Source organism: Micromonospora sp. NPDC023966, assembly GCF_040639095.1.
Lineage (GTDB): Bacteria > Actinomycetota > Actinomycetes > Mycobacteriales > Micromonosporaceae > Micromonospora.
In genome coordinates, this window is the sequence record NZ_JBEZZJ010000004.1 from 22,378 (window position 1) to 44,943 (window position 22,566).

General features: G+C 72.5%; 20 protein-coding genes, 1 tRNA gene and 1 other RNA gene. 15 read left to right on the forward strand and 7 right to left on the reverse strand.

Translation table 11 applies throughout. From position 1 onward, the window contains the following. Positions 1–114: 114 nt before the first annotated feature. Positions 115–633: a SigE family RNA polymerase sigma factor gene (locus tag AB0F68_RS08395; RefSeq protein WP_357333927.1), complete on the forward strand. Its 519-nt coding sequence runs from the start codon at positions 115–117 to the stop codon at positions 631–633. Positions 634–635: 2 nt separating this feature from the next. Further along, a complete protein-coding gene (locus AB0F68_RS08400; RefSeq protein ID WP_357333929.1) occupies positions 636–1,631 on the forward strand; it encodes a hypothetical protein in 996 nt (331 codons plus the stop codon). A 132-nt stretch (positions 1,632–1,763) separates the two neighbouring features. Here AB0F68_RS08400 and AB0F68_RS08405 read toward each other — a convergent pair. Further along, positions 1,764–1,848, reverse strand: a tRNA-Ser gene (locus AB0F68_RS08405). 82 nt (positions 1,849–1,930) lie between these two features. On the opposite strand from AB0F68_RS08405, the gene ffs reads away from it, so the two are divergent. From ffs to AB0F68_RS08450, 9 genes are all read left to right on the forward strand, one after another. Next, positions 1,931–2,020, forward strand: an RNA gene (ffs, locus tag AB0F68_RS08410) — signal recognition particle sRNA small type. Between the two features lie 107 nt (positions 2,021–2,127). Then, the gene (locus AB0F68_RS08415; protein ID WP_357333931.1) at positions 2,128–4,962 is read left to right on the forward strand and encodes a DNA polymerase III subunit gamma and tau; all 2,835 of its coding nucleotides are present in this window, start codon (positions 2,128–2,130) and stop codon (positions 4,960–4,962) included. Positions 4,963–5,070: 108 nt separating this feature from the next. Then, positions 5,071–5,379 carry a YbaB/EbfC family nucleoid-associated protein gene (locus AB0F68_RS08420; protein ID WP_357333933.1) on the forward strand — a complete coding sequence of 103 codons (309 nt, stop codon included), beginning with the start codon at positions 5,071–5,073 and terminating at the stop codon, positions 5,377–5,379. A gap of 8 nt (positions 5,380–5,387) precedes the next feature. Next, complete coding sequence (recR, locus tag AB0F68_RS08425) at positions 5,388–5,981, forward strand: recombination mediator RecR (RefSeq protein ID WP_091316841.1); 594 nt, start codon at positions 5,388–5,390, stop codon at positions 5,979–5,981. Positions 5,982–6,313: 332 nt separating this feature from the next. After that, complete coding sequence (locus tag AB0F68_RS08430) at positions 6,314–7,984, forward strand: ABC transporter substrate-binding protein (RefSeq protein ID WP_357333936.1); 1,671 nt, start codon at positions 6,314–6,316, stop codon at positions 7,982–7,984. A gap of 102 nt (positions 7,985–8,086) precedes the next feature. Beyond that, on the forward strand, positions 8,087–9,094 hold the full coding sequence (locus AB0F68_RS08435; protein ID WP_357333938.1) for an ABC transporter permease: 1,008 nt from the start codon (positions 8,087–8,089) through the stop codon (positions 9,092–9,094). A gap of 95 nt (positions 9,095–9,189) precedes the next feature. Beyond that, positions 9,190–10,131: an ABC transporter permease gene (locus AB0F68_RS08440; protein WP_357334704.1), complete on the forward strand. Its 942-nt coding sequence runs from the start codon at positions 9,190–9,192 to the stop codon at positions 10,129–10,131. A 43-nt stretch (positions 10,132–10,174) separates the two neighbouring features. Beyond that, a complete protein-coding gene (locus tag AB0F68_RS08445) occupies positions 10,175–11,161 on the forward strand; it encodes an ABC transporter ATP-binding protein (RefSeq protein WP_262282632.1) in 987 nt (328 codons plus the stop codon). Beyond that, positions 11,158–12,264 (forward strand): oligopeptide/dipeptide ABC transporter ATP-binding protein, encoded by a 1,107-nt coding sequence (locus tag AB0F68_RS08450; RefSeq protein WP_357333941.1) that lies wholly within the window; start codon positions 11,158–11,160, stop codon positions 12,262–12,264. Before AB0F68_RS08445 ends, AB0F68_RS08450 begins: the two co-directional genes overlap by 4 nt. Positions 12,265–12,323: 59 nt before the next feature. Here AB0F68_RS08450 and AB0F68_RS08455 read toward each other — a convergent pair whose 3' ends face one another. Continuing rightward, the gene (locus AB0F68_RS08455) at positions 12,324–12,803 is read right to left on the reverse strand and encodes a hypothetical protein (protein WP_357333943.1); all 480 of its coding nucleotides are present in this window, start codon (positions 12,801–12,803) and stop codon (positions 12,324–12,326) included. Further along, positions 12,785–13,390: an HNH endonuclease family protein gene (locus tag AB0F68_RS08460; RefSeq protein WP_357334707.1), complete on the reverse strand. Its 606-nt coding sequence runs from the start codon at positions 13,388–13,390 to the stop codon at positions 12,785–12,787. Before AB0F68_RS08460 ends, AB0F68_RS08455 begins: the two co-directional genes overlap by 19 nt. Positions 13,391–13,550: 160 nt before the next feature. Here AB0F68_RS08460 and AB0F68_RS08465 point away from each other — a divergent pair, with 160 nt between their 5' ends. Together AB0F68_RS08465 and AB0F68_RS08470 are read left to right on the forward strand one after the other, a co-directional pair. Then, positions 13,551–15,032: an MFS transporter gene (locus tag AB0F68_RS08465; protein ID WP_357333945.1), complete on the forward strand. Its 1,482-nt coding sequence runs from the start codon at positions 13,551–13,553 to the stop codon at positions 15,030–15,032. Positions 15,033–15,057: 25 nt separating this feature from the next. Further along, positions 15,058–15,270 carry a DUF1737 domain-containing protein gene (locus tag AB0F68_RS08470; RefSeq protein ID WP_357333947.1) on the forward strand — a complete coding sequence of 71 codons (213 nt, stop codon included), beginning with the start codon at positions 15,058–15,060 and terminating at the stop codon, positions 15,268–15,270. A gap of 44 nt (positions 15,271–15,314) precedes the next feature. Here the strand turns inward: AB0F68_RS08470 and leuA are convergent, their stop codons facing one another. Continuing rightward, entirely contained in the window at positions 15,315–17,066 is a 1,752-nt protein-coding gene (gene leuA / locus AB0F68_RS08475; protein WP_357333950.1) for a 2-isopropylmalate synthase, read from the reverse strand. 238 nt (positions 17,067–17,304) lie between these two features. Then, entirely contained in the window at positions 17,305–18,576 is a 1,272-nt protein-coding gene (locus AB0F68_RS08480) for an MFS transporter (protein ID WP_357333952.1), read from the reverse strand. A gap of 78 nt (positions 18,577–18,654) precedes the next feature. On the opposite strand from AB0F68_RS08480, the gene AB0F68_RS08485 reads away from it, so the two are divergent. Then, positions 18,655–19,641 carry an ArsR family transcriptional regulator gene (locus AB0F68_RS08485; RefSeq protein WP_357333954.1) on the forward strand — a complete coding sequence of 329 codons (987 nt, stop codon included), beginning with the start codon at positions 18,655–18,657 and terminating at the stop codon, positions 19,639–19,641. Positions 19,642–19,660: 19 nt separating this feature from the next. Here the strand turns inward: AB0F68_RS08485 and AB0F68_RS08490 are convergent, their stop codons facing one another. After that, the gene (locus tag AB0F68_RS08490; protein WP_357333956.1) at positions 19,661–20,191 is read right to left on the reverse strand and encodes a nitroreductase family protein; all 531 of its coding nucleotides are present in this window, start codon (positions 20,189–20,191) and stop codon (positions 19,661–19,663) included. A gap of 85 nt (positions 20,192–20,276) precedes the next feature. Beyond that, entirely contained in the window at positions 20,277–21,059 is a 783-nt protein-coding gene (locus AB0F68_RS08495) for a hypothetical protein (RefSeq protein ID WP_357333958.1), read from the reverse strand. A gap of 239 nt (positions 21,060–21,298) precedes the next feature. Here AB0F68_RS08495 and AB0F68_RS08500 point away from each other — a divergent pair, with 239 nt between their 5' ends. Further along, complete coding sequence (locus tag AB0F68_RS08500) at positions 21,299–22,564, forward strand: aspartate kinase (RefSeq protein ID WP_357333960.1); 1,266 nt, start codon at positions 21,299–21,301, stop codon at positions 22,562–22,564. Positions 22,565–22,566: the final 2 nt, after the last annotated feature.

Consider the following 22,566-nt stretch of genomic DNA (forward strand, 5'->3'; position numbering starts at 1 on the left):
CGGGGGCCGGGCGTGGTTCGCTGGGAACGCCAGACGTGCCGAGCCCGAGAAAGATCCCGATTCCTTGACAACGTCCGCGCCCGTACGGGTGTCTTCCCCCATGTGACGACCGTAATGAAGCACCCACCGGCCGGGACGGCGAGCGGCGAGGAGCACGATTTTCGGGTTTTCGTCCAGGGGATCGCCGCATCGTTGCACCGCACGGCGTACCTGCTGTGCGGGGACTGGTACCTGGCCGACGACCTTGTCCAAGAGACCCTGGCGAGGGCGTACAGCCATTGGCGCAAGGTCCAGCGGGCCGACAGTCCGTCCGCGTACGTGCGACGCATCCTGATCAACGAGTCGCGACGCAGCTGGCGCCGGAACCGGAACGTCACCGTGCATCCCGACGTCGACCTGGCCGACATCACCGCCGTGGACATGTCCGACGAGGTGGTGAACCGCGACGAGTTGCTCCAGGCGCTGCAGTCGCTGTCCGCGCGGCAGCGGGCGACCGTCGTCCTGCGGTTTCTCGAGGGGCTCAGCGAGCGGGAGACCGCCGCGGTCCTCGGGTGCAGCGAGGGCACCGTCAAGAGCCAGACGAGCCGGGCGTTGATCAAGCTCAAGTCCGTACTGAACCGAGGAGACATCTGACCATGTCGCAGGACACCGAGGCACGTCTGAGCGCGGCACTGCAGGGCATCGCCGGAGACCGGCCGTACGCACCCGACCTCGACCACATCGAGAGCCGCGGACGGAAGCTGCGGCACCGCCGCCTGGCGTGGCGCGCCACCGCCGGCACCGGCTTCGCCGCCGCCATCGCGGCGGTCGCCGTGGTCACCGCCGGCGCCGGCACCCAGGCCCCCGCCTCCAACCTGGCCGCCCCGAACCCGGCGACCAGCAGCGTGACCGCCGAGAACGCCCCGCTGGTGAAGCTGGTCGGCTATCTGATCACCGCCCCGCAGCCGGAGGGCGACGCGACGCTCGTGCTGCGCGACCAGGTTTACACGAACGGCCTCAAGGTCGATGTCTGGGACCTGTTCGCCGACAACGGCGACCTCTACTTCGGCAAGACCCGCGGTGCCCTCTCGGCGCAGGTGAAGGGGAAGCACCCGACGGGCGGCGAGGACGAGGCCGGGCGGAAGAAGGCGGTCGCGGCGGCGGAGTACGCGGCCAAGGGCGACCTCAACGAGGCCCGCAAGATGATGGCGCTCGCGTACGTCAAGGACCCGAAGACCGCGCCTGCCCTGGAGGCGCCCGGCGTCAAGCCCTCGATCGACGCGACGATCGCCGCGAAGCTCAAGGCCACCCATCAGGACGCATCCACCGTGGGTAATCTGACCGACAACTGGGTCTGGGAGAACTCGCTGGACGCGCTGAAGGCGGGCGCCGGCAGCCCGACGGTCCGCGCGGGGGTGGTGCGGCTGTTGGGGCAGATGCCCGAGGTCAAGGTCACGCAGGGCACCCTCTACGGCCAGCCGGTGATCACCCTCGCCGCCGGCGCGCTGATCACGGGCGGCGGCACTGACAGCCTGACCATCGACGCCGACACCGGCCTGCTGATCAAGTACGTCTCCGACAGCGTGGGCGTGACCGTCAACTACACGGTCGCCCGCGTGACCCTCGCGGACGTGGCCGAGGGCAAGTTCTGACCCGTACCCACTGACGCCAGGGCCGGCCCGTCCACCGGCCCTGGCGTCGGCAACTGAGACGAGAGCGACGGTAGCGACGACTCAGGGCCGGTCCCCGTGGGGCCGGCCCTGTCGTTTTTCGTACTCAGCAAGCGGAGGATACGAGATTCGAACTCGTGAGGGTGTTAACCCAACACGCTTTCCAAGCGTGCGCCCTAGGCCTCTAGGCGAATCCTCCGCGAGCCAGAATACAGGTCTCCGACGGGCCAGCCACCCCACCACCCCCTGAAGATCCACCCCGGGTCGGGTAGGCTTGGCGTCACCTCCCGTGCGGCGGTATCTCGTGAACCTCCCCAGGGCCGGAAGGCAGCAAGGATAAGCGAGCTCTGCCGGGTGCACGGGAGGCCTTTCTGTCTCCGGGTGCCGGTAACCTTCCTGCGGGTCAGGTCGCGGGGTGGTGGGTGGTCACCCACGCCCGACCGGCGCAGAATGGCTCGGTCGAGAGGAGGCGGTACGCGTGACGCTGGCGCTTTACCGCAAGTACCGGCCGCGTACCTTCGCCGAGATGATCGGCCAGGAGCAGGTCACCGAGCCGCTGTCACAGGCGCTGCGCAGCGGCCGGCTCAACCACGCCTACCTCTTCTCGGGCCCTCGGGGCTGCGGCAAGACCTCCAGCGCCCGGATCCTGGCCCGCTCGCTCAACTGCGAGCAGGGGCCCACGCCCGAGCCGTGCGGGCAGTGTGACTCGTGTCGCTCGCTGGCCACCGACGGCACCGGGTCGATCGACGTCATCGAGATCGACGCGGCCAGCCACGGCGGCGTCGACGACGCCCGCGAGCTGCGCGAGAAGGCGTTCTTCGCGCCGGCCCGGAGCCGCTTCAAGATCTATATCATCGACGAGGCGCACATGGTCTCGTCGGCCGGCTTCAACGCCCTGCTCAAGCTGGTCGAGGAGCCCCCGGAGTACGTCAAGTTCATCTTCGCCACGACCGAGCCGGAGAAGGTCCTCGGCACGATCAAGTCGCGGACCCACCACTACCCGTTCCGGCTGTTCCCGCCGAAGGTGCTCCGGCCCTACCTGGAGCAGCTCTGCGAGGCGGAGGGGGTCAAGGTCGAGAAGGCGGTCTTCCCGCTGGTGGTGCGCGCCGGCGGGGGCAGCATGCGGGACAGCCTCTCGGTGCTCGACCAGCTCATCGCGGGCGCCGGCCCGGAGGGGGTCAGCTACGCCCGGGCCGCCGCGCTGCTCGGCGTGACCGACTCGGCGCTGATCGACGAGATGTGCGACGCACTGGCCGCCGGGGACGGCGCCGCCGCGTACGCGACCGTCGACCGGGTCGCCGAGGCCGGGCACGACCTGCGCCGGTTCGCCTCCGACCTGCTGGAGCGGCTGCGCGACCTGATCGTCCTCCAGCAGGTGCCGGACGCCGCCGCCAAGGGCCTGATCGACGGCCCGGCCGACCAGATCGAGCGGATGACGGCCCAGGCCCAGCAGCTCGGTCCGGCCACCCTGTCCCGCTGCGCCGACATCGTGCACAACGGCCTGGTCGAGATGCGCGGCACCACCGCGCCCCGGCTGCTGCTGGAGCTGATCTGCGCCCGGATGCTGCTGCCCGGCGCGGACGACTCCACCGGCGGTCTGCTCCAGCGCCTGGAGCGGATGGAACGCCGGCTCACCCTGGGCGGCACCGAGCCGCCGCCGGCCGCCGCCGGCCCCGCGCCGGTCGCCCCCGCCCCGGAGGTACGCCCGGCGCCTCCCGCCCCGACCGCGGCTGCCGCCGCGCCCGACCCGGAGACCGCCGGCACGCCGGCGGCTGCCGGTGTCCCGACCGGGGCGGCCGCCGCCCGCGCCGCCGCCGCGGCGGCCGGTGCCCGGTCGACCCCGGCCCGTCCGGCGGACGGGTCCGCGACCGGCTCCGCCCAGCCCGGCCCGGCCGCCCGCCCCGCCACGAGCGGGGTCGCCGCCCAGCCGGGTCCGGCTCCGGCCGGCCCGACGCCCGGCGCCGACTCCGCGGCGTCCGACGCGCCCGCCCGGCGGCCGGTGCCGCCCTCCGCGGTGCTGCCCGATCCGGCCACGCCCGAGCCGCCGCGCCCCGGCTCCACCACGCCCGGCGCGTTGGACGCGGTCGCGGTGCGGCGGGTCTGGTCGGACATCGTCACCAAGGTCAACCGGATCAGGAAGCCGGCTGCGGCCTTGATGCGCGACGCGGTGGTGCGCGACGTGGAGGGTGACACCCTCGTACTGACCGTCAAGTCGCCGGTGCTCGCCCAGATGATGGCCAACCACACCTCGGTCCTGGCCGACGCGCTCTACGAGGAGTTCGGCGGCCGCTGGCAGATCCGGTGCGAGGTGGCCGGTGAACGGGGCGCGGCCTCGCTGGGCGGCCCGTCCCGCCCCTCCGGCGCGGCCCGCCCGGCGTCCGACGCCGCCCCGGCACGCCCGGCGGCCTCATCGGACAGCGCGCCGGCCCGCCCGGCGCCCGCTTCGTCCGACGCCGCGCCAACCCGTCCCGCGCCCGCCTCGCTCGACGCCGCGCCGACGGGCCCCGCGTCCGGCCCGTCAGGTCCCGCCCCGGCGCGCCCGGCGTCCGGTGCGTCCGACGCCCCGGGGAACCACGCCGTTGGCGCGGCGCAACCGGCCAGCGGCCGGCAGGGGAACCCTGCCGGCCCGTCCGCCCAGGCGTCGGCGTCATCCGGTGGCCCCGTGCGGCGACCGGCCGGCCCGGCCGCTCCCGAGGCGGCCACCGGCGGGGACGACGAGGAGGACTGGCCGGAACCGGCCCGACCGGGTGGCGCCGGGGAGCCCCCGTCTACCGGTGACGCTCCGACGGCTGCCCCCGACGGCGGGGACGGCTGGCCCGAGGCCGCCCGCCCGGGCGGGGCGGCAGCCGTGACCACGGCCGGCACATCTAGCCCTACCGTGCCGACCGCCTCGGTGTCGGTGGCCACGGCGCCGGCCGTACCGAAGCCGGCCGGGCCATCGGGCGCGACGCCGGCGGGCGGTGGCACGCCGAAGAACAGCGCGATCGCGGCGGCGCGGGCGGCTGCGGCGGCCGCTGCCGCCGGTGGCGGGCCGAGCAAGGGCCCACGGGCGGCCCAGGCGACCCGGAAGACCGCGGACGCCGACTGGGCCGGGGAGCCGCCCTACGACCCGGACTACGACGGGCCGGCCGGCGGCCGCTCGGCGGGCGCGGCCCCGGCGGCGCCCGTCTACGAGGGCTTCGACCCGGGCGATGAACCGCTGGACGATGTCATCGACGAGCAGACCGCCCGGCAGTCCGGCGAGGAGCAGGCGGTGCAGTTGCTCCGCGAGGCGTTCGGGGCCGAGAAGATCGACGAGGTCGACGCGCGCTGAGCGCGCGTCGACCGACGAGGAGCAGTGCCGCCGCCCGACTAGGCTGGGCGCGGCCGATCAGACGAGTGCGAGAAGGAGCCATCCGTGCGCCCAGGTGGACAGCCGAACATGCAGCAGATGCTGAAGCAGGCGCAGAAGATGCAGCAGCAGATCGCCAAGGCCCAGGCCGAGCTGGCCGAGGCCGAGCTGACCGGCACCGCCGGTGGTGGCCTGGTCACCGCCACCGTCGCCGGCACCGGTGAGGTGAAGGCGATCAAGATCGACCCGAAGGCGGTCGACCCGGAGGACGTGGAGACGCTGGAGGACCTGGTCGTCGCCGCCGTGCGCAACGCCGCCGAGGCGGCCCGGGAGCTGACCGAGAAGAAGATGGGCCCGGTCGCGGGTGGGATGGGCGGCCTCGGCCTGCCCGGGTTCTGAGCCGGCAGATGTACGAGGGTGCCATCCAGGACCTGATCGACGAGCTGGGCCGGCTGCCGGGCGTGGGCCCGAAGAGCGCCCAGCGGATCGCCTTCCACGTCCTCTCGGCGGATCCCGCCGACGTCAACCGGCTGGCCGGTGCGCTGCGCAAGGTCAAGGAGCTGGTGCGGTTCTGCACCACCTGCTACAACGTGGCCGAGTCGGAGCAGTGCCGGATCTGCCGTGACCCGCGGCGTACGGACGAGGTGCTCTGCGTGGTCGAGGAGCCGAAGGACGTCGTGGCGATCGAGCGGACCGGCGAGTTCCGCGGCCGCTACCACGTGCTCGGCGGCGCCATCAACCCGCTGGAGGGCATCGGCCCGGACAACCTGCGGATCCGGGAGCTGATGACCCGGCTGGGCGGGGGCGCGGTCCGCGAGCTGATCCTCGCCACCGACCCGAACACCGAGGGGGAGGCGACCGCGACCTATCTGGCGTTGATGGTGAAGCCGATGGGGATCGCGGTGACCCGCCTGGCCAGCGGCCTGCCGGTCGGCGGCGACCTGGAGTACGCCGACGAGATCACCCTGGGCCGCGCGTTCGAGGGCCGCCGGGCGATCTGACCGGAGCGACGACCAGGCCGGCCGGTCCCGGGCGCGGGGCCGGCCGGAGTCGTCCGCCAGTCCGGAATGTGGGACGGGTGCGATTCGCCACGTGCGCGCCACCCGGCCGGCGGCTGGCCGGTTTTGCGGCGATCCGTCCGATCTCACTATCTGCTCCGGGCTGTGACAGTGCTGTTTGTCGGGAGATCGGAAGCTGTCAGACCCGCCACTTGGTGTCGGCTTGATAGCGATTGCCTCGCGGGCGTTCCGCATTCTGTGTGTCGTGTCATAGCCTCCCGCACACGGACTGAGTCACAACTCGGCGTGGAACATGCGCATGACAGAGGTGAGAGATGCAGGCGAGCAGGCTTAAAGCGGCCGTGGCCCTCGCGGCCGCTGCCGCTCTGGCGGTCGGAGCGTCCGGCTGCGCCAAGAGCGAGCGCGACGAGGACAGCGGTGGGGCCAAGACCGGCGGCACCTTCGTCTTCGCGGGCGCCGGTAACCCCAAGAACTTCGACCCGATCTTCAACGACGACGGCGAGTCGTTCCGTCCGATCCGCCAGATGTACGACACCCTCGTGCAGAACAAGCCGGGTACGGCCGATCTGCAGGGCGCCCTGGCGGAGAGCTGGGAGCACGACCCCGAGGGCAAGGTCTGGACCTTCCACCTGCGCAAGAACGTGAAGTTCCACGACGGCACCCCCTTCAACGCCGCCGCGGTCTGCTTCAACTTCGACCGCTGGTTCAACATGAAGGGCGCCGCCGCGCAGTCCCAGATGATCTACTACTCGGACGTCTTCGGCGGCTTCGCCAAGAACGAGGCCGAGGGTGTCGGCGAGCCGGTCTACAACAAGTGCGAGGCCAAGGACGACGGCACCGCCGTCGTCACGATGAACCGGTACAAGGGTGCCTTCCCGGGCGCCTTCGCGCTGACCGCGCTCTCGATCGCCAGCCCCGAGGCGCTCAAGAAGTACGACGCCGACACGGTGAAGCAGAACGGCGACTCGTTCGAGTACAGCGCGTTCGCCAACGAGCACCCGGTGGGCACCGGCCCGTTCACCTTCGGTGGCTGGGACAAGGCCAAGGGTGAGATCACCCTGAACCGGAACCCCGACTACTGGGGCGAGAAGGCCAAGGTCGACAAGCTCGTCATCAAGATCATCGAGGACGAGAACACCCGGAAGCAGGAGCTGCGGGCGGGCACCGTCCAGGGCATCGACTTCCCGGCCCCGGCCGACCGCAAGGCGCTCTCGGGCGAGGGCTTCCAGGTCCTCGACCGCCCGGCGTTCAACATCCTCTACCTCGGCTTCAACCAGAAGAACCCGAAGCTGAAGGACCTGCGGGTGCGCCAGGCGATCGCCTACGCCCTCAACCGCCAGCAGCTCGTCCAGACCAAGGGCCCGGGTGGCACCAAGGTCGCCGACGAGTTCATGCCGGACACCGTGCTCGGCTACGCCCCGGACGTGCAGAAGTACGAGTACAACGTCGACAAGGCCAAGCAGCTGCTCAAGGAGGCGGGCGCCGAGAACCTGACGCTCAACTTCTACTACCCGACCGACGTCTCCCGGCCGTACATGCCGAACCCGCAGGAGATCTTCACCGTCCTGGCCAACGACCTCCAGGCCGTCGGCATCAAGGTCAACGGTGTGGCCCGCCCGTGGAACGGTGGCTACAAGGACGATGTGCAGCAGTTCGGCAAGCACGACCTGCACATCCTCGGGTGGACCGGTGACTACAACGACCCGGGCAACTTCGTCGGCACCTTCTTCGGCCGGGCCAAGGTCGAGTTCGGCGACCAGGCGATGACCGAGATGTTCGACGCCATCACCAAGGCCGACGGCACGGTCGACGACGCCGGCAAGAAGGCCGCGTGGGAGCAGGTCAACCGCGACATCGCCGCCAAGTGGCTGCCGGCCGTGCCGGTCTGGCACGCCCCGCCGGCCATCGTGGTCACCAAGGACGTCAAGGGTCTGGTCGCCAGCCCCCTGACCGACGAGCGGTTCAACACCGTCAGCGTCGGCTGAAGCGCCACTGACCGCTGACGCCGTACGCGGAATCGGCCCGGGCCGGGCTCTCTCTCCCGGCCCGGGCCGACCCGCTGTTACCGAGAATCTGGTGTGTGAGAGATGTTGCGAGTCATAGTTCGCCGCCTGCTGCAGCTGGTGGTGACCCTGATAGGGCTGTCCGCGCTGGTCTTCGTCTGGCTGCGGAACCTCCCCGGCGGCCCGATCGAGGCGCTGCTCGGTGAGCGGGCCACGCCGGAGCGGCGCGCCCTGCTGGTGAAGGCCCTCGGCTACGACCAGCCGATCCTGGTGCAGTACGCCAAGTTCATGCAGCGGCTGCTGACCGGCGACTTCGGCAACTCGATCCGGAGCGGTGACCCGGTCACCGAGGTGATCGGCCGCGCCTTCCCGGCCACCATCGAGCTGGCCGCGGCCGCCATGATCATCGCCATCGGGCTCGGCGTGCCGCTCGGCTACATCGCCGCCCGGCACCGCGGCCGGCTGCTCGACAACCTGAGCATCGCCGGAACGCTGCTCGGCATCTCGATCCCGATCTTCTTCCTGGGCTATCTGCTCAAGGACGTCTTCACCCAGAACGTGCACTGGTTCCCGCCCTCGGGCCGGATCAGCACCGGGGTGGACAACACCGACGTGACCGGCTTCTTCGTCCTCGACGGGCTGCTCACGCGGGAGTTCGACGCCGCCAGCGACGCGCTGTGGCACCTGATCCTGCCGGCGCTCACCCTGGCCACCATCCCGCTCGCGGTGATCGTCCGGATCACCCGGGCCAGCGTGCTCGACGTGCTCAATGAGGACTACGTCCGCACCGCCGAGGCGAAGGGCCTGCGGCACAAGACCATCCGGGGCCGGCACATCCTGCGGAACGCCCTGCTGCCGGTGGTCACCACCATCGGCCTGCAGACCGGCGCGTTGCTCTCCGGCGCGGTGCTCACCGAGCGGGTGTACAACTGGGGCGGCCTCGGCACGCTGATCTACAACTCGATCAGCGGCGGCCGCGACTACCCGGTGCTCCAGGCGCTGATCCTGCTGGCCGCGCTGGTCTTCGTGCTGGTCAACCTCCTGGTCGACCTCTCCTACGCCTTCATCGATCCGAGGGTGCGTGTGCGATGAGTGACCCGATCACCCGGCCCACCGTGGGCACTCCGCGCGAGAGCGTGGACCCCGCCGTCGTCGAGGAGAAGCGCGAGGGCACCCTGCCGCGCGGCATCGACCGGCTCGGCGAGCGCAAGCGCGCCCGGCTGGAGCAGCTGGCCCAGTCGACCGCCGAAAAGGGCGGCGTGAGCCTGGTCCGGGACGCGTTCCGCCGGCTGCGGCGCAACCCGACGGCGATCGTCGGCGCGTCCATCGTGGCGCTCTTCGTCCTGGTCGCGATCTTCGCGCCGCTGCTCGCGCCGCACGACCCGGCGCAGCGCTTCGACGAGCTGACGAAGAACCTCACCGTCGACAACATCCCCGGCGCCAGCAGCGAGTTCCCGCTCGGCTCCGACCCGCTCGGCCGGGACTTCCTGTCCCGCATGATCCACGGCAGCCGGCAGACCCTGTTCGTCGGTGTGCTCGCCACGCTCATCGGGTTGGCCCTGGGCGTGCTGGTCGGCGCGATCGCCGGCGCCTTCGGCGGCTGGGTCGACAACATCCTGATGCGCTTCACCGACGTGATGCTGGCCCTGCCGGCCCTGCTGCTGGCGATCAGCCTGGTGGCCATGGCCAGCCGGTCCAGCCAGTGGACGGTCATCATGGCGGTGGCCATCGTCAACGTGCCGATCTTCGCCCGGCTGCTGCGCGGCTCGATGCTCGCGCAACGGGAGAGCGACCACGTGCTGGCCGCCCGGGCGCTCGGCGTCAAGCAGGGGTCGATCGTGCTGCGGCACATGCTGCCCAACGCGATGACCGCCGTGATCGTGCAGGCCACGCTGACCCTCTCCACCGCGATCCTGGAGGCGGCGTCGCTCTCCTTCCTCGGTCTCGGTGACCCGGACATCAACCGGGCCGAGTGGGGCCTGATGCTCGGTGTGGACGGGCAGCGCTACTTCGAGGTCCGGCCGGAACTGGCCTACTTCCCGGCCGTCGCGATCATCGTGGTCGCGCTGGGCTTCACCCTGCTGGGTGAGGGCATGCGCGAGGCGATCGACCCGAAGAGCCGGCGGTGACGGCGATGGGGACAACGGACCAGCACGGTGAGGAAGTGACCCGATGAGCCTGCTCGACGTACGCGATCTGAGCGTGGTGTTCCAGCGACGCGGTGAGCGGCCGTTCACGGCGGTCGACAAGGTCAGCTTCAGCGTGGAGCCGGGGCAGACCGTGGGCCTGGTCGGCGAGTCCGGCTGCGGCAAGAGCGTGACCAGCCTGGCGATCATGGGCCTGCTGCCCCGGCGGGGCAACAAGGTCACCGGCGAGGTCAACTTCGACGGCGCCGACCTGCTGAAGCTGCGCCCGGACGACATGCGGGACCGGCGCGGCCGGGACATCGGCATGATCTTCCAGGACCCGCTCTCCTCGCTGAACCCGGTCGTGCCGATCGGCACGCAGGTGGCCGAGGTGCTGGAGCGGCATCGCGGGATGGACCGCAAGGCGGCCATGAAGGAGGCCCGGGAGCTGCTCGACGCGGTCGGCATCCCCGACCCGATGCGGCGGCTCAAGGAGTACCCGCACCAGATCTCGGGCGGCATGCGGCAGCGCGCCCTGATCGCCACCGCGCTGGCCTGCAAGCCGCGGCTGCTGATCGCGGACGAGCCGACCACCGCGCTGGACGTGACCATCCAGGCGCAGATCCTCACCCTGCTCAAGCAGCTCGTCGACGAGACCGGCACCGCCCTGATCATGATCACGCACGACCTGGGCGTGGTGGCCGGCCTCTGCGACACGGTCAACGTGCTCTACGGCGGCAAGGTGGTCGAGCGGGCCGCCCGGCACGAGCTCTTCGCCCGGCCGCGGCACCCGTACACGCACGGGCTGTTGAGCTCGGTGCCGCGGCTGGACTCGCCCCGGGGCGAGCGGCTGCACGCCATCCGCGGCTCGGTGGCCGACAACATCCCGTGGGTCGAGGGGTGCGCGTTCGCCCCCCGCTGCGACAACGTGGTGGACGCCTGCCTGGAGGGCACGCCTCCGCTCGAACCCACCGCGACCGGCGGCGACCTGCGCTGCAACAACCCCGTTTCCGAGGAGGTGGCGGTGCCGTGACCGAGTCGACCGAGCGGACCGGACCACTGGTCGAACTGCGCGACGTCAAGGTCCACTTCCCGATCAAGAGCGGCGTGCTCTTCGACCGCACCGTCGGCCATGTCTACGCCGTCGACGGCGTCTCGCTCTCCATCAACAAGGGCGAGACGTACGGGCTGGTGGGCGAGTCGGGGTGCGGCAAGTCCACCCTCGGCCGGGGCCTGCTGCGGCTGGTCGAGCCGACCGACGGCGAGATCGTCTTCGACGGCACCGACATCCGCGCGCTCAAGGGCGAGTCGATGCGCCGGATGCGTCGCCGGATCCAGATGATCTTCCAGGACCCGCTGTCCAGCCTCGACCCCCGCCAGTCGGTGGAGTCGCTGCTGGTCGAGGGCCTCAAGGCGCACGGCCTGGCCAAGGACAAGGCGGCCACCACCAAGCGGCTCCGGGAGGCGCTCGCCGCGGTCGGCCTGCCCGCCTCGGCGCTGCGCAAGTACCCGCACGAGTTCTCCGGCGGGCAGCGGCAGCGCATCGGCATCGCCCGGGCGCTGGTGCTCGACCCCGACCTGATCGTCGCCGACGAGCCGGTCTCCGCGCTGGACGTGTCGATCCAGGCGCAGGTGATCAACCTGCTGGAGGAGCTGCAGAACGAGCACGGCCTGACGTACCTGATCATCGCCCACGACCTGGCGGTGGTCCGGCACATCGCCGACACGGTCGGGGTGATGTACCTCGGCGGCCTGGTGGAGGAGGCGTCCAGCGACGACCTCTACCGGGAGCCGATGCACCCGTACACCAAGGCGCTCATGTCGGCGGTGCCGGTGCCGGACCCGCAGGTGGAGGACCGGCGGGAGCGGATCCTGCTTGCGGGCGACCTGCCCTCGCCGACGAACCCGCCGCCCGGCTGCCGGTTCCACACCCGCTGCCCGTGGGCCCAGCCGACCCGGTGCGCCGAGGAACGGCCGGCGTTGCGCGAGGTGCTGGGCGGGCACCGGGTGGCATGCCACTACGCGGAGGACATCGCGGCCGGCCGGATCCGGCCGCACGAGGTGGAGCCGGAGCTGGTCCGGCCGGACGACGGCGCGGCGCCGGGCGACACCGGGGAGCTGATCCCGACCCCGTGACGTGACGACGCGAGGCCCCTTTCCGCGAGCGGGGAAGGGGCCTCGTCGCGTCCGGCGGGTCAGCCCTCGGGGCGGTTGAGCAGGGCCACCGCGACCGTGTGCACGGCGTCCAGCGCGGCCGGGTCGGCCAGCGGCACCCGGCCACCGGTCACCGCGTACCACTCGTCGGCGTCCTTGTACTGCACCCGCAGGGTGACCTGGCCGTCGGCGTACTCGGTGCGCAGCGTCAGGTCGCCGGTCACCACGCCGGCCTCGTCGGTCATCACCCCGCCCGGGCCGGCGGTGATGTCGCTGGTCCGCTCCTGCGCTCCGGGCGCCGGCGGGGCCGCGGCGGGCGCGGTCGGGGTGGCGTCGGCGGACATCCCGGCCCCGGAGACGTCGGCGGGGGCGGCCGGCGTGCCGTCGGCCGTCATTCCGGCCGAGGTCGGGCCGGGCACGGTCGCGCCGCCGGCGGCCGCCGCGGCGTCCCCGCCGGTCGCGTCCGGCGTCCTCTCCGGCGCCGGTGCGCCACCGGCTCCGGTCACGGCTTGTTCGCCCATGTGCAGCCCTCCAACATGTCGGTGAGGGCGGCCTTCTCGGCACTGGTCACCGTCAGCCGCCAGTAGTGCTTGACCGCCACCCAGTCCGCGGCGTACTGGCACCAGAACGACCGGTTCGCCGGCTTCCACTGGGACGGGTCCTGGTCACCCTTTGCCCGGTTGGAACGGAGGGAAACCGCGATCAGCTGCGGCCGGGTCAGGTCGTTGGCGAAGTCGCCGCGCTTCGAGTCGTCCCACTCGTCGGCGCCGGAGCGCCAGGCGTTGGCCAGCGGCACCATGTGGTCGATGTCCACGTCGGCCGGATCGGTCAGCGTCAGCCCGTCGTACAGGCTCTCCCAGCGGCCGCCGACCACGTTGCAGCCGGAGAGCTTGATGCCCTCCCCGTCCCGTTGCAGCACGCTGTCCCGCACGTCGCAGTTCTTGCCGGTGTCCCGCCAGTGCGGGAAGTGGGTCCGGCTGTAGCCCTTCATCGAGCCGGCGGCGGCGACGGTCAGCTGACCGAGCTGCTGGTTGACGTTGCCGGCGCTGCTGGGCGGCACGTCCGGCTCGTCGACCGGCACGCAACCGGCCGCGCCGAGGGTGAGCACCGCGGTGAGCGCGACGGCCAGCCCGGCACGGGCTCCTGATCTCGTACGCACAGACGACACCTCTCCAGCTTGCGGGCTCCGGGCGAGTCCGCACAGTACCCGGGCGACGGTTTCCGTGATTCGTGGCATCTGAATGGGGGGAGCGGCAGAGTGGTTACCCATGACGGCACCCGCTCCCGCGCTGCGTATCGGCTCCGCCGCCGGGCACGGCACGCTGCTCGCCGCGATCCTCGCCTCCGGCATGGTCTTCATCGACAGCACCGTGGTCAACGTGGCGCTGCCCCGGCTCGGCGCCGAGCTGGGGGCCACCGTCGCCGGTCTCCAGTGGACCGTCAACGGCTACCTGCTGATGCTGGCCGCCTTCGTGCTGCTCGGCGGCGCGCTCGGCGACCGGTTCGGGCGGCGGCGGATCTTCCTGCTCGGAGTGGTGTGGTTCGCCGTGGCGTCGGTGCTCTGCGGGCTGGCCCAGGGAACCGGCTGGCTGATCGCGGCCCGGTTCCTCCAGGGCGCCGGCGGGGCGCTGCTCACCCCCGGCTCGCTCTCCGTGCTCCAAGCCAGCTTCCACCCGGACGACCGGGCCAGGGCCATCGGCATCTGGTCCGGGCTCTCCGGAGTGTCCACCGCGATCGGCCCGCTCCTCGGCGGCTGGCTGATCGACGCGCTCTCCTGGCGGTGGATCTTCTTCGTGAACCTGCCGCTGGCGGTCGGGGTGGTGCTCGCCGCGCTGCGCTGGCTGCCGGAGAGCCGGGACGAGGCCACCTCGCGTACCGGGGCCGGCCGGCGGTTCGACGTGGCCGGCACGCTGCTCGGCGCGCTGGCGCTCGGCGGCGTCACGTACGCCCTGATCGACGCCCCGGCGCGCGGCGCCGGCTCCCCGGCGGTGCTGGCCGCGGCGGTGGTCGGCGTGCTCGGCGCGGTGGTCTTCGTGCTGGTCGAGCGGCGCCGGGGCGACACCGCCATGCTGCCCACCGGGCTGTTCACCAGTCGCCTCTTCTCGGTGCTGAACATCTTCACCGTGGTGGTCTACGCGGCCCTCGGCGGGTTCACCTTCTTCCTCGCCGTCTACCTGCAGAACGTGGTCGGCTGGTCGGCGCTGTCCACCGGCCTGGCCACCGTGCCGATGACGCTGCTGCTGCTGGTCGGCTCGGCCCGGGCCGGCGCGCTTGCAGCCCGGATCGGCCCCCGGCTGCCGCTCGCCGTCGGCCCGGTGGTCGCCGCGGCCGGCCTGCTGCTGCTGCGCCGGGTCGGCCCCGGGGCGTCGTACTGGGTGGACGTGCTGCCCGGGGTGCTCCTGTTCGGTGCGGGGCTCACCCTGGTGGTCGCCCCGCTGACCGCGTCGGTGCTGGCCGCCGTGGCGGACCGGTTCGCCGGGGTGGCGAGCGGCTTCAACAACGCCGCCGCCCGGGCCGGCGGCCTGCTCGCGGTGGCCGCGCTGCCGCTGCTGGTCGGCCTCTCCGGCAGCGGGTACGCGCAGAAGACCGCGCTGGCCGACGCGTTCCGCGGGGCGCTGCTCTGGTGCGCCGGCCTGCTGCTGGCCGGGGCGGTGCTGGCCGGGCTGCTGATCCACCGCCCGCCGCGGACCGCGCCCGGCGCCCAGCCCTGCCCTTCGCTGCCCGTCGCGACGCCGCCGGACAAGCGGTGACCGGTAATGCTGTTAGCGTCAGGCCATGGGTGATCAGGAGAGTGCGACGCCGGCCCGGCTGCGATACCGGCTGCTCACCGGGCCGGACGACGCCGACTTCTGCCGCCGGGTCAGCGAGGCGCTCGCCGACGGCTACCGGCTGCACGGCTCGCCGGCGGCCACCTTCGACGGGCAGCGGGTGATCGTGGCGCAGGCGGTCGTCCTCGACGACGGCAACCCCACGGTCGTACCGGTCTGACCGGCTGGCCGGGCCCCAGCGCGCGGGACCCGACCAGCCGTCGGTCAGCTCCGGGCGCGGTTGACCGCGCTGGTGACGGCCTTGATCGAGGCGGTCACGATGTTGGCGTCCACCCCGACGCCCCAGACGGTCCGGCCGTCCACCTCGCACTCCACGTACGCGGCGGCCTGCGCGTCCCCGCCGGAGGAGAGCGCGTGCTCGTGGTAGTCGAGCACCCGTACCGCCACGCCCAGCGACTGGAGCGCGTTGACGTACGCGTCGATCGGGCCGTTGCCGACCGCGGTGAGCGGGCGGGCCTCGCCGTCCTGGCCGATCCGGGCCTCGATCTCGACCTTGCCGTCGGCGGTGCCGATGGCGTAGCCGTCCAGGGTGACCGCCGGGTCGACCTGGTGGTCGACCAGGTAGTTGCGGGCGAAGATCTCCCACATGGTGCCCGGCTCCACCTCGCCGCCGTCGTGGTCGGTGACCTGCTGGACCACGCCGGAGAACTCGATCTGGAGGCGGCGCGGCAGGTCGAGCTGGTGCTCGGACTTCATGATGTACGCGACGCCGCCCTTGCCGGACTGCGAGTTGACCCGGATGACCGCCTCGTAGGTGCGGCCCAGGTCCTTCGGGTCGATCGGCAGATAGGGCACGGCCCAGGTGAACTCGTCGACCGGCACCCCGGCGGCCGCCGCGTCGGCGTGCAGCGCGTCGAAGCCCTTCTTGATCGCGTCCTGGTGCGAGCCGGAGAAGGCGGTGTAGACCAGATCCCCCGCGTACGGGTGGCGCTCGTGCACCGGCAGCTGGTTGCAGTATTCGACGGCGCGCTTGACCTCGTCGATGTTCGAGAAGTCGATCATCGGGTCGATGCCCTGGGAGAACAGGTTCAGCCCCAGCGTGACCAGGTCGACGTTGCCGGTGCGCTCGCCGTTGCCGAACAGGCAGCCCTCGATCCGGTCGGCGCCGGCCAGCAGGCCCAGCTCGGCGGCGGCCACCCCGGTGCCCCGGTCGTTGTGCGGGTGCAGGCTCAGCACCAGGCTGTCGCGGCGGGGCAGGTGCCGGTGCATCCACTCGATCGAGTCGGCGTAGACGTTCGGCATGGCCATCTCGACGGTGGCCGGCAGGTTGACGATCAGCTTGCGGTCGGGGGTGGGGTCGACCACCTCGATGACCTTGGCGCAGACCTCCAGCGCGTACTCCAGCTCGGTGCCGGTGTACGACTCCGGCGAGTACTCGTAGTGGATGTCGGTGTCGGGGGTGTGGATCTCCGCGTACTTCTGGCAGAGCCGGGCGCCGGTGGTGGCGATGTCGGTGATGCCGTCCCGGTCGAGGCCGAAGACCACCCGGCGCTGGAGCGTCGAGGTGGAGTTGTAGAAGTGCACGATGGCCCGGCGCGCGCCGCGCAGCGACTCGAAGGTCCGGTCGATCAGGTGCTCCCGGCACTGGGTCAGCACCTGGATGGTGACGTCCTCCGGGATCAGGTCCTGCTCGATCAGCTGGCGGACGAAGTCGTAGTCGGTCTGGCTGGCCGACGGGAAGCCGACCTCGATCTCCTTGTAGCCCATCTGCACCAGCAGCTGGAACATCCGCCGCTTGCGCTCGGGGGACATCGGGTCGATCAGGGCCTGGTTGCCGTCGCGGAGGTCCACGGCACACCAGCGGGGTGCGGCCTCGACGCGGCGGGTGGGCCAGGCGCGGTCCGGCAGGTCGAACCGGAACTGCTGGTGGTAGGGCAGGTAGCGCTGGAACGGCATCCGGCTGGGGCGCTGCCGGGCGATCGGATCGGTCTCAGCGTCGGTGACAGGTTGAGCCATCTCGGAGTGCTCCCTGGGAACATGTGGCGTCAGCAGATCGGAAGGTGTCGGCGAGTTGCCGGGCGACGGTGCGCGGCGGTGCCGAGAGGAAGTTCGGATGTGCTGGACGGCGCGGTTCAACTCCGCGACGAGGTGCCGGCCGGTCAGGCCTCGTCGCGGCAGCCAAGGAGAAGGTACGCCCGCCACATGACAAGGTCACCCTACGTGGCGAGGTGGGCCGTGGGAAGCCAGGTCCGGACTATGGGACCGTTGTCACCGTCATCTCGGGGGCCGTCGCACCCAGCCGCGGCGTCCGCTCGGCCCAGCCCACCAGGGGTACGAGCGCCAGCCCGGCCAGCGCGAAGATCGCCGCCGTCGGGAACCAGCCCCAGCCGCCGGTGGTCACCCCCAGCGCCGTCAGTCCCGCCGGGGCGATCAGGTACTGCAGCTGCGTGCCGAGCCGGAACGCGCCCACGTACGCGCCGCGGTGGGCGGCCGGCGGCAGGGTGGCGGCGAGCCCCCAGGTGCCCGCCGACTCGACCAGCTCGGCCACGATCAGCAGCGTCGCGGCGGCCACCAGCACCACCAGGGTGAGCGTGCCCCGGGTCACCGCGGAGATCGGCAGGACCAGGCAGAACAGGGCGATCAGCAGGGCGCCCCGGCGGGACGCCCGAGCCGCGCCCGGCGCGGTGTCGGCGCCCCGGCTGGCGCGTACCTGGAGCAGCACGATCAGGACCGTGTTGAACAGCACCAGCCCGGCGATCACCGTCTTCGGGGCGTCGGTGTGGGTGAGGATCCAGAGCGGCATCACCGTCAGGTAGAGCGTCTGGTGCGCGGTGAGCAGCCCGGAGACCAGGGACACCGCCAGGAACGGGCGGTCCCGCAGCACGGCGAGCCGGCTCATCGGCTCGGCCGCCCGGGCCGCCTGCGGCAGCCGGGGCAGCCGCCGCACGAAGAGCGCCGTCACCAGGAAGACCGCCGCGATGAACCAGACCATCCCCCGGTACGCCGCGATCGTGTCCACCGCCAGCACCAGGCCGCTGATCACCGCACCCAGCCCGAACCCGACGTTCAGCAACGAGCGCTGGTAGGCCATCGCGGTGACCCGTTCGGCCGGGGGGAGCGCGTTGATCGAGTAGACCTGCACGGCCACGCCCGTCGCGGCGTGCACGGCGGCCAGCGCCACCACCACGGCAAGGAAGCCGGCGAAGCCGCCCACGAACGGGTAGGTCGCGAAGAGCGCCGCCTCCAGCACCAGCCCGACGACCCAGACCCGCTGCGGTCCGTACCGGTCGGTGAGCCCGCCCAGCGGCACCGTGCCCAGCAGCGACACCCCCGCCGCGATGGACAGGCCCAGGCCCACCTGGGCGGCGCTGAGCCCCAGCGCCCGGGTGAAGAAGACGGCGCTGCCGGCCTGGAACAGGCCGTTGCCGACGGCGTAGACCATGGCCTGCACGGCCAGGGCGCGGGTCAGCCCGGCCGGCGGTACGACGTGGCTGACGGCCGTGCGGATGGTGTCTCTGGCCCCCATGGCGGGTGAGTGAACCGTGCCCCCCATGGTCCGGTCGAGCCTTTTAGGCTGGGCCGAATCCTGCCTGCGGGGGTGCGCGTGTCCGAGTTGCGGTTCAGCCTGGCCGACGTCGCGGGAGTGCGGTTCGCCGTCTCGCCGGCGAACGAGACGGTCATGAGCATGTGGGCGCTGGCCGATCCGGTCCGCTACGCCGTGCACCTGCCCTGGATCGACCGGTCCCGGCTGACGCTGCGCCGTCCGGAGGTGGCCCATCGGGTCCGCCCGCTGGTGGAGCTGACCCGGCCCCGCCGCTGGCTCCCCGACTTCCTCACGCCGGCGGCCCGGCCGGACCTGGAGATGACCGAGCAGCTCGAGCAGATCGCGGCGACGCCGCCGGACGTGGTGGTCCAGGACCTGCTGGCGACCACCCCGCGAAGGCCGCTGAGCCCGTTCGGGCAGGCGCTGCTCGCCGATCCCCGCGGCCTGCTGCCGCAGCTCGTCGACGCGGTGCGGGTCTGGTACGACGAGGCGATCGCCCCGGACTGGACGCGGATGCGGGCGCTGCTCGACGCCGACGTCGCGTACCGTGCCGTCCAGCTTGCCGAGGGCGGTGCCGGTCGGCTGTTCGGGCAGCTCCACCCGAGCCTGCGCTGGCTCGGGGACCGGGTGGTCAGCGATGACCCGTTCGAGCGGGACTTCGACCTCCGCGGGCGGGGGCTGGCGCTGAACCCCAGCGTCTTCGCCGACCGGCGGGTGCTGTGGAACCTGCTGGAGGACTCGCTGCCGGCCGGGGCGTACCCGGTCCGGGCGGTCGGGACGCTCTGGGAGGTGCCCGAGGCGCGGCCCGGCGACGCGCTGGCCCGGGTGGTCGGCTCGGGGCGGGCCGCCCTGCTGCACCTGCTCGACACGGCGGCCACCACCACCGACCTGGCCCGGCGTACGGGGATGTCGGGCGGGAACGTGTCGCAGCACCTGGCCGCGCTGCACGCCGCCGGCCTGGTCTCCCGGTCGCGGGAGGGCCGGCACGTCCGCTACCGCAACACCGACGCCGCGACGGTGCTGCTCCGGGCCAGCCGCGGCGGGTGACCCCGGCCGGGCCGGGCGATCAGGCGAGGAGCAGGTCGGCGAGCGGCCGGCGCTGGCGCAGCCCCGTCTCCCGGTCCCGCAGGTCCTCGGGAAGTGCGAACGGGTCGCCGAGCCGGCCGACCGCGACCACCACCGTGGGCCGGATCCCGACCGGCAGGTCCAGTTCGGTGGCGAGGCCGGCCCGGTCGAAGCGGGTGAGCTGGTGCACGTGCAGGCCGAGCGCGGTGGCCTGCACGCTCAGGTGGGCGACGGCCTGCCCCAGGTCGTACGCGGCCCGTTCCGGGTCGCCGCCGGTGTGGGCGACGACGACCAGGGCGGAGGCGTGGCGGGCCCAGCGCTGGTCGTCGGCCGGGAGGCTGACGAGGATCCGCTTCCACGTGTCGTCCTCCCGGTGCCCGAACGCGAACCGCCACGGCTGGGTGTTGCCGGCCGAAGGTGCCCAGCGGGCGGCCTCCAGCAGGGAGGTGGCCTCGTCGCCGGTGAGCATCGCGGCCGGGTCGAAGGCGCGTGGGCTCCAGCGGAAGGCGAGCAGCGGGGTGAGGTCGGGCATGCGGGTAAGGGTCCCAGATGGGCGTTTTGCCCTTGTGGCAGCCCCCGACAGATGTGGCCAAGAGCACCCGTAACGGACACAGGGGTCAGGGCGTTCCCGCGCTCGGGCTGTCGGTCGGCGACGGTGCCTCCCGGCTCACCGGCTCGCCCTCGGTGACCGGCCCGGCCAGCGGCACGGTGGCCGGCGCCGCACCCGGCTCGCCGCTCAGCTTCAGGGTGCCGAACCCGGCCCGGACCGCCGCCGGGGTGCCGTCCGGCCGGTAGCAGTAGATGCCCACGTCGAGCGGGGCGTTCAGCGAGGCCGAGGTCGACTCGACCGAGTAGCACTCGCCGCTCACCCCGGGCAGCGGGGCGGCCGGCGAGACGGCGAGCGGGGCGCGCCGGTCGGTGAGCACTTCCAACCAGTCGGTGAACGGGTGCTGCACCCGCGGGTCCAGCTTCCGGGGCACCGCGTCGTCCGCGTCGCCGAGGCGTACGCAACCCGCCGGCTGCGCCCAACCGGCGGAGGGCAGGGCGCACTGGAAGAGCCCGTCCGCGGTCGCGGCGAGCGAGACGTCGACTGCGCCGCCCTGCCCCCAGCCGGGCACGTCCACCCGCCAGGTGCCGTCGTTCGCGCTGGTCACCGCGATCGTCCGGGCCGTTCCGTCAGCCGGCTCGAAGGCGTAGGTGGCGGTGAGGTGCCGGTCCTGCGCGGCGGCGGCCAGCGCGGCCAGCTCGTCGCGGGCGGCGTCCACCTCGGCCGGGACCGGGTCGGCGGCGCTGGTCGGGGCCGGGCTCGGCGGGTTGGCGGTGCAGGCGGCCAGGAGCGCCGGCAGGGTGAGCGCCAGGGCGCCGGTCAGCCGCCGGGCCGCGCGTCGGTGTGCGTGCACCGGGACATTCTGCGGTGCCGGCGGGGTCGGGGGAGCCCGCCGTCCGGGTGTTCCGGTCGGCGTGTCGCGCGCCCCGGCCGGCTCCGGTGACCCGCCCCACCCCGGGCCGGATGGTGGGATCACCCGACCCGGCGCCGTGCGCCGCCCGATACCCTGGGTTGGTCTGACACGCGCCGCCGGACCGAAGTACCGGCGGCGTCGGCACGCTCAGGGTCGTCGCTGGGAGGGAGTGCACCGTCGTGGCACTCGTGGTGCAGAAGTACGGCGGGTCCTCCGTCGCCAACGCCGAGCGGATCAAGCGGGTGGCCGAGCGCATCGTGGCCGCCCGCAAGGCCGGCGACGACGTGGTCGTGGTGGTCTCCGCCATGGGGGACACCACCGACGAGCTGCTCGACCTGGCCAACCAGGTCAGCCCCCTGCCGCCCGGCCGCGAGCTGGACATGCTGCTCACCGCCGGGGAGCGGATCTCCATGGCGCTGCTCGCCATGGCCATCCACAACCTGGGTTACGAGGCCCGCTCGTTCACCGGCTCCCAGGCCGGCGTGATCACCACCTCGGTGCACGGCCGGGCCCGGATCATCGACGTCACCCCGGGCCGCCTCAAGGGCGCGCTGGACGAGGGCGCGGTGGTCATCGTGGCCGGCTTCCAGGGCGTCTCGCAGGACACCAAGGACGTCACCACGCTGGGCCGGGGCGGGTCGGACACCACCGCCGTGGCCCTCGCGGCCGCGCTCGACGCGGACGTCTGCGAGATCTACACCGACGTGGACGGCGTCTTCAGCGCCGACCCGCGGATCGTGCCGAACGCCCGGCACATCAAGCACATCACCTACGAGGAGATGCTGGAGCTGGCCGCCTGCGGCGCCAAGGTGCTGCACCTGCGCAGCGTCGAGTACGCACGGCGCGCGGGGTTGCCGATCCACGTCCGTTCGTCATACTCGACCAACACCGGCACGATGGTCACCGGATCGATGGAGGACCTTCCTGTGGAACAGGCACTGATCACCGGGGTCGCCCACGACCGCAGCGAGGCGAAGATCACCATCGTCGGGGTGCCCGACGAGCCGGGTGCCGCCGCGCGGATCTTCGACACCGTGGCCGGCGCCGAGATCAACATCGACATGATCGTGCAGAACGTGTCCACCGAGGGCACCGGCCGCACCGACATCTCGTTCACGCTGCCCAAGACCGACGGCCCGACCGCGATGGCCGCGCTCAGCAAGATCCAGGAACCGGTCAAGTTCAAGGGCCTGCTCTACGACGACCACGTCGGCAAGATCTCCCTGATCGGCGCCGGCATGCGCTCGCACCCCGGTGTCGCGGCCGGCTTCTTCGCCGCCCTCGGCGCGGCCGGGGTGAACATCGAGATGATCTCCACCTCGGAGATCCGGGTCTCGGTGGTCTGCCGGGACACCGACCTCGACAAGGCGGTCCGGGCCATCCACGACGCCTTCGACCTGGGCGGTGACACCGAGGCCGTCGTCTACGCCGGCACAGGGCGGTAGCG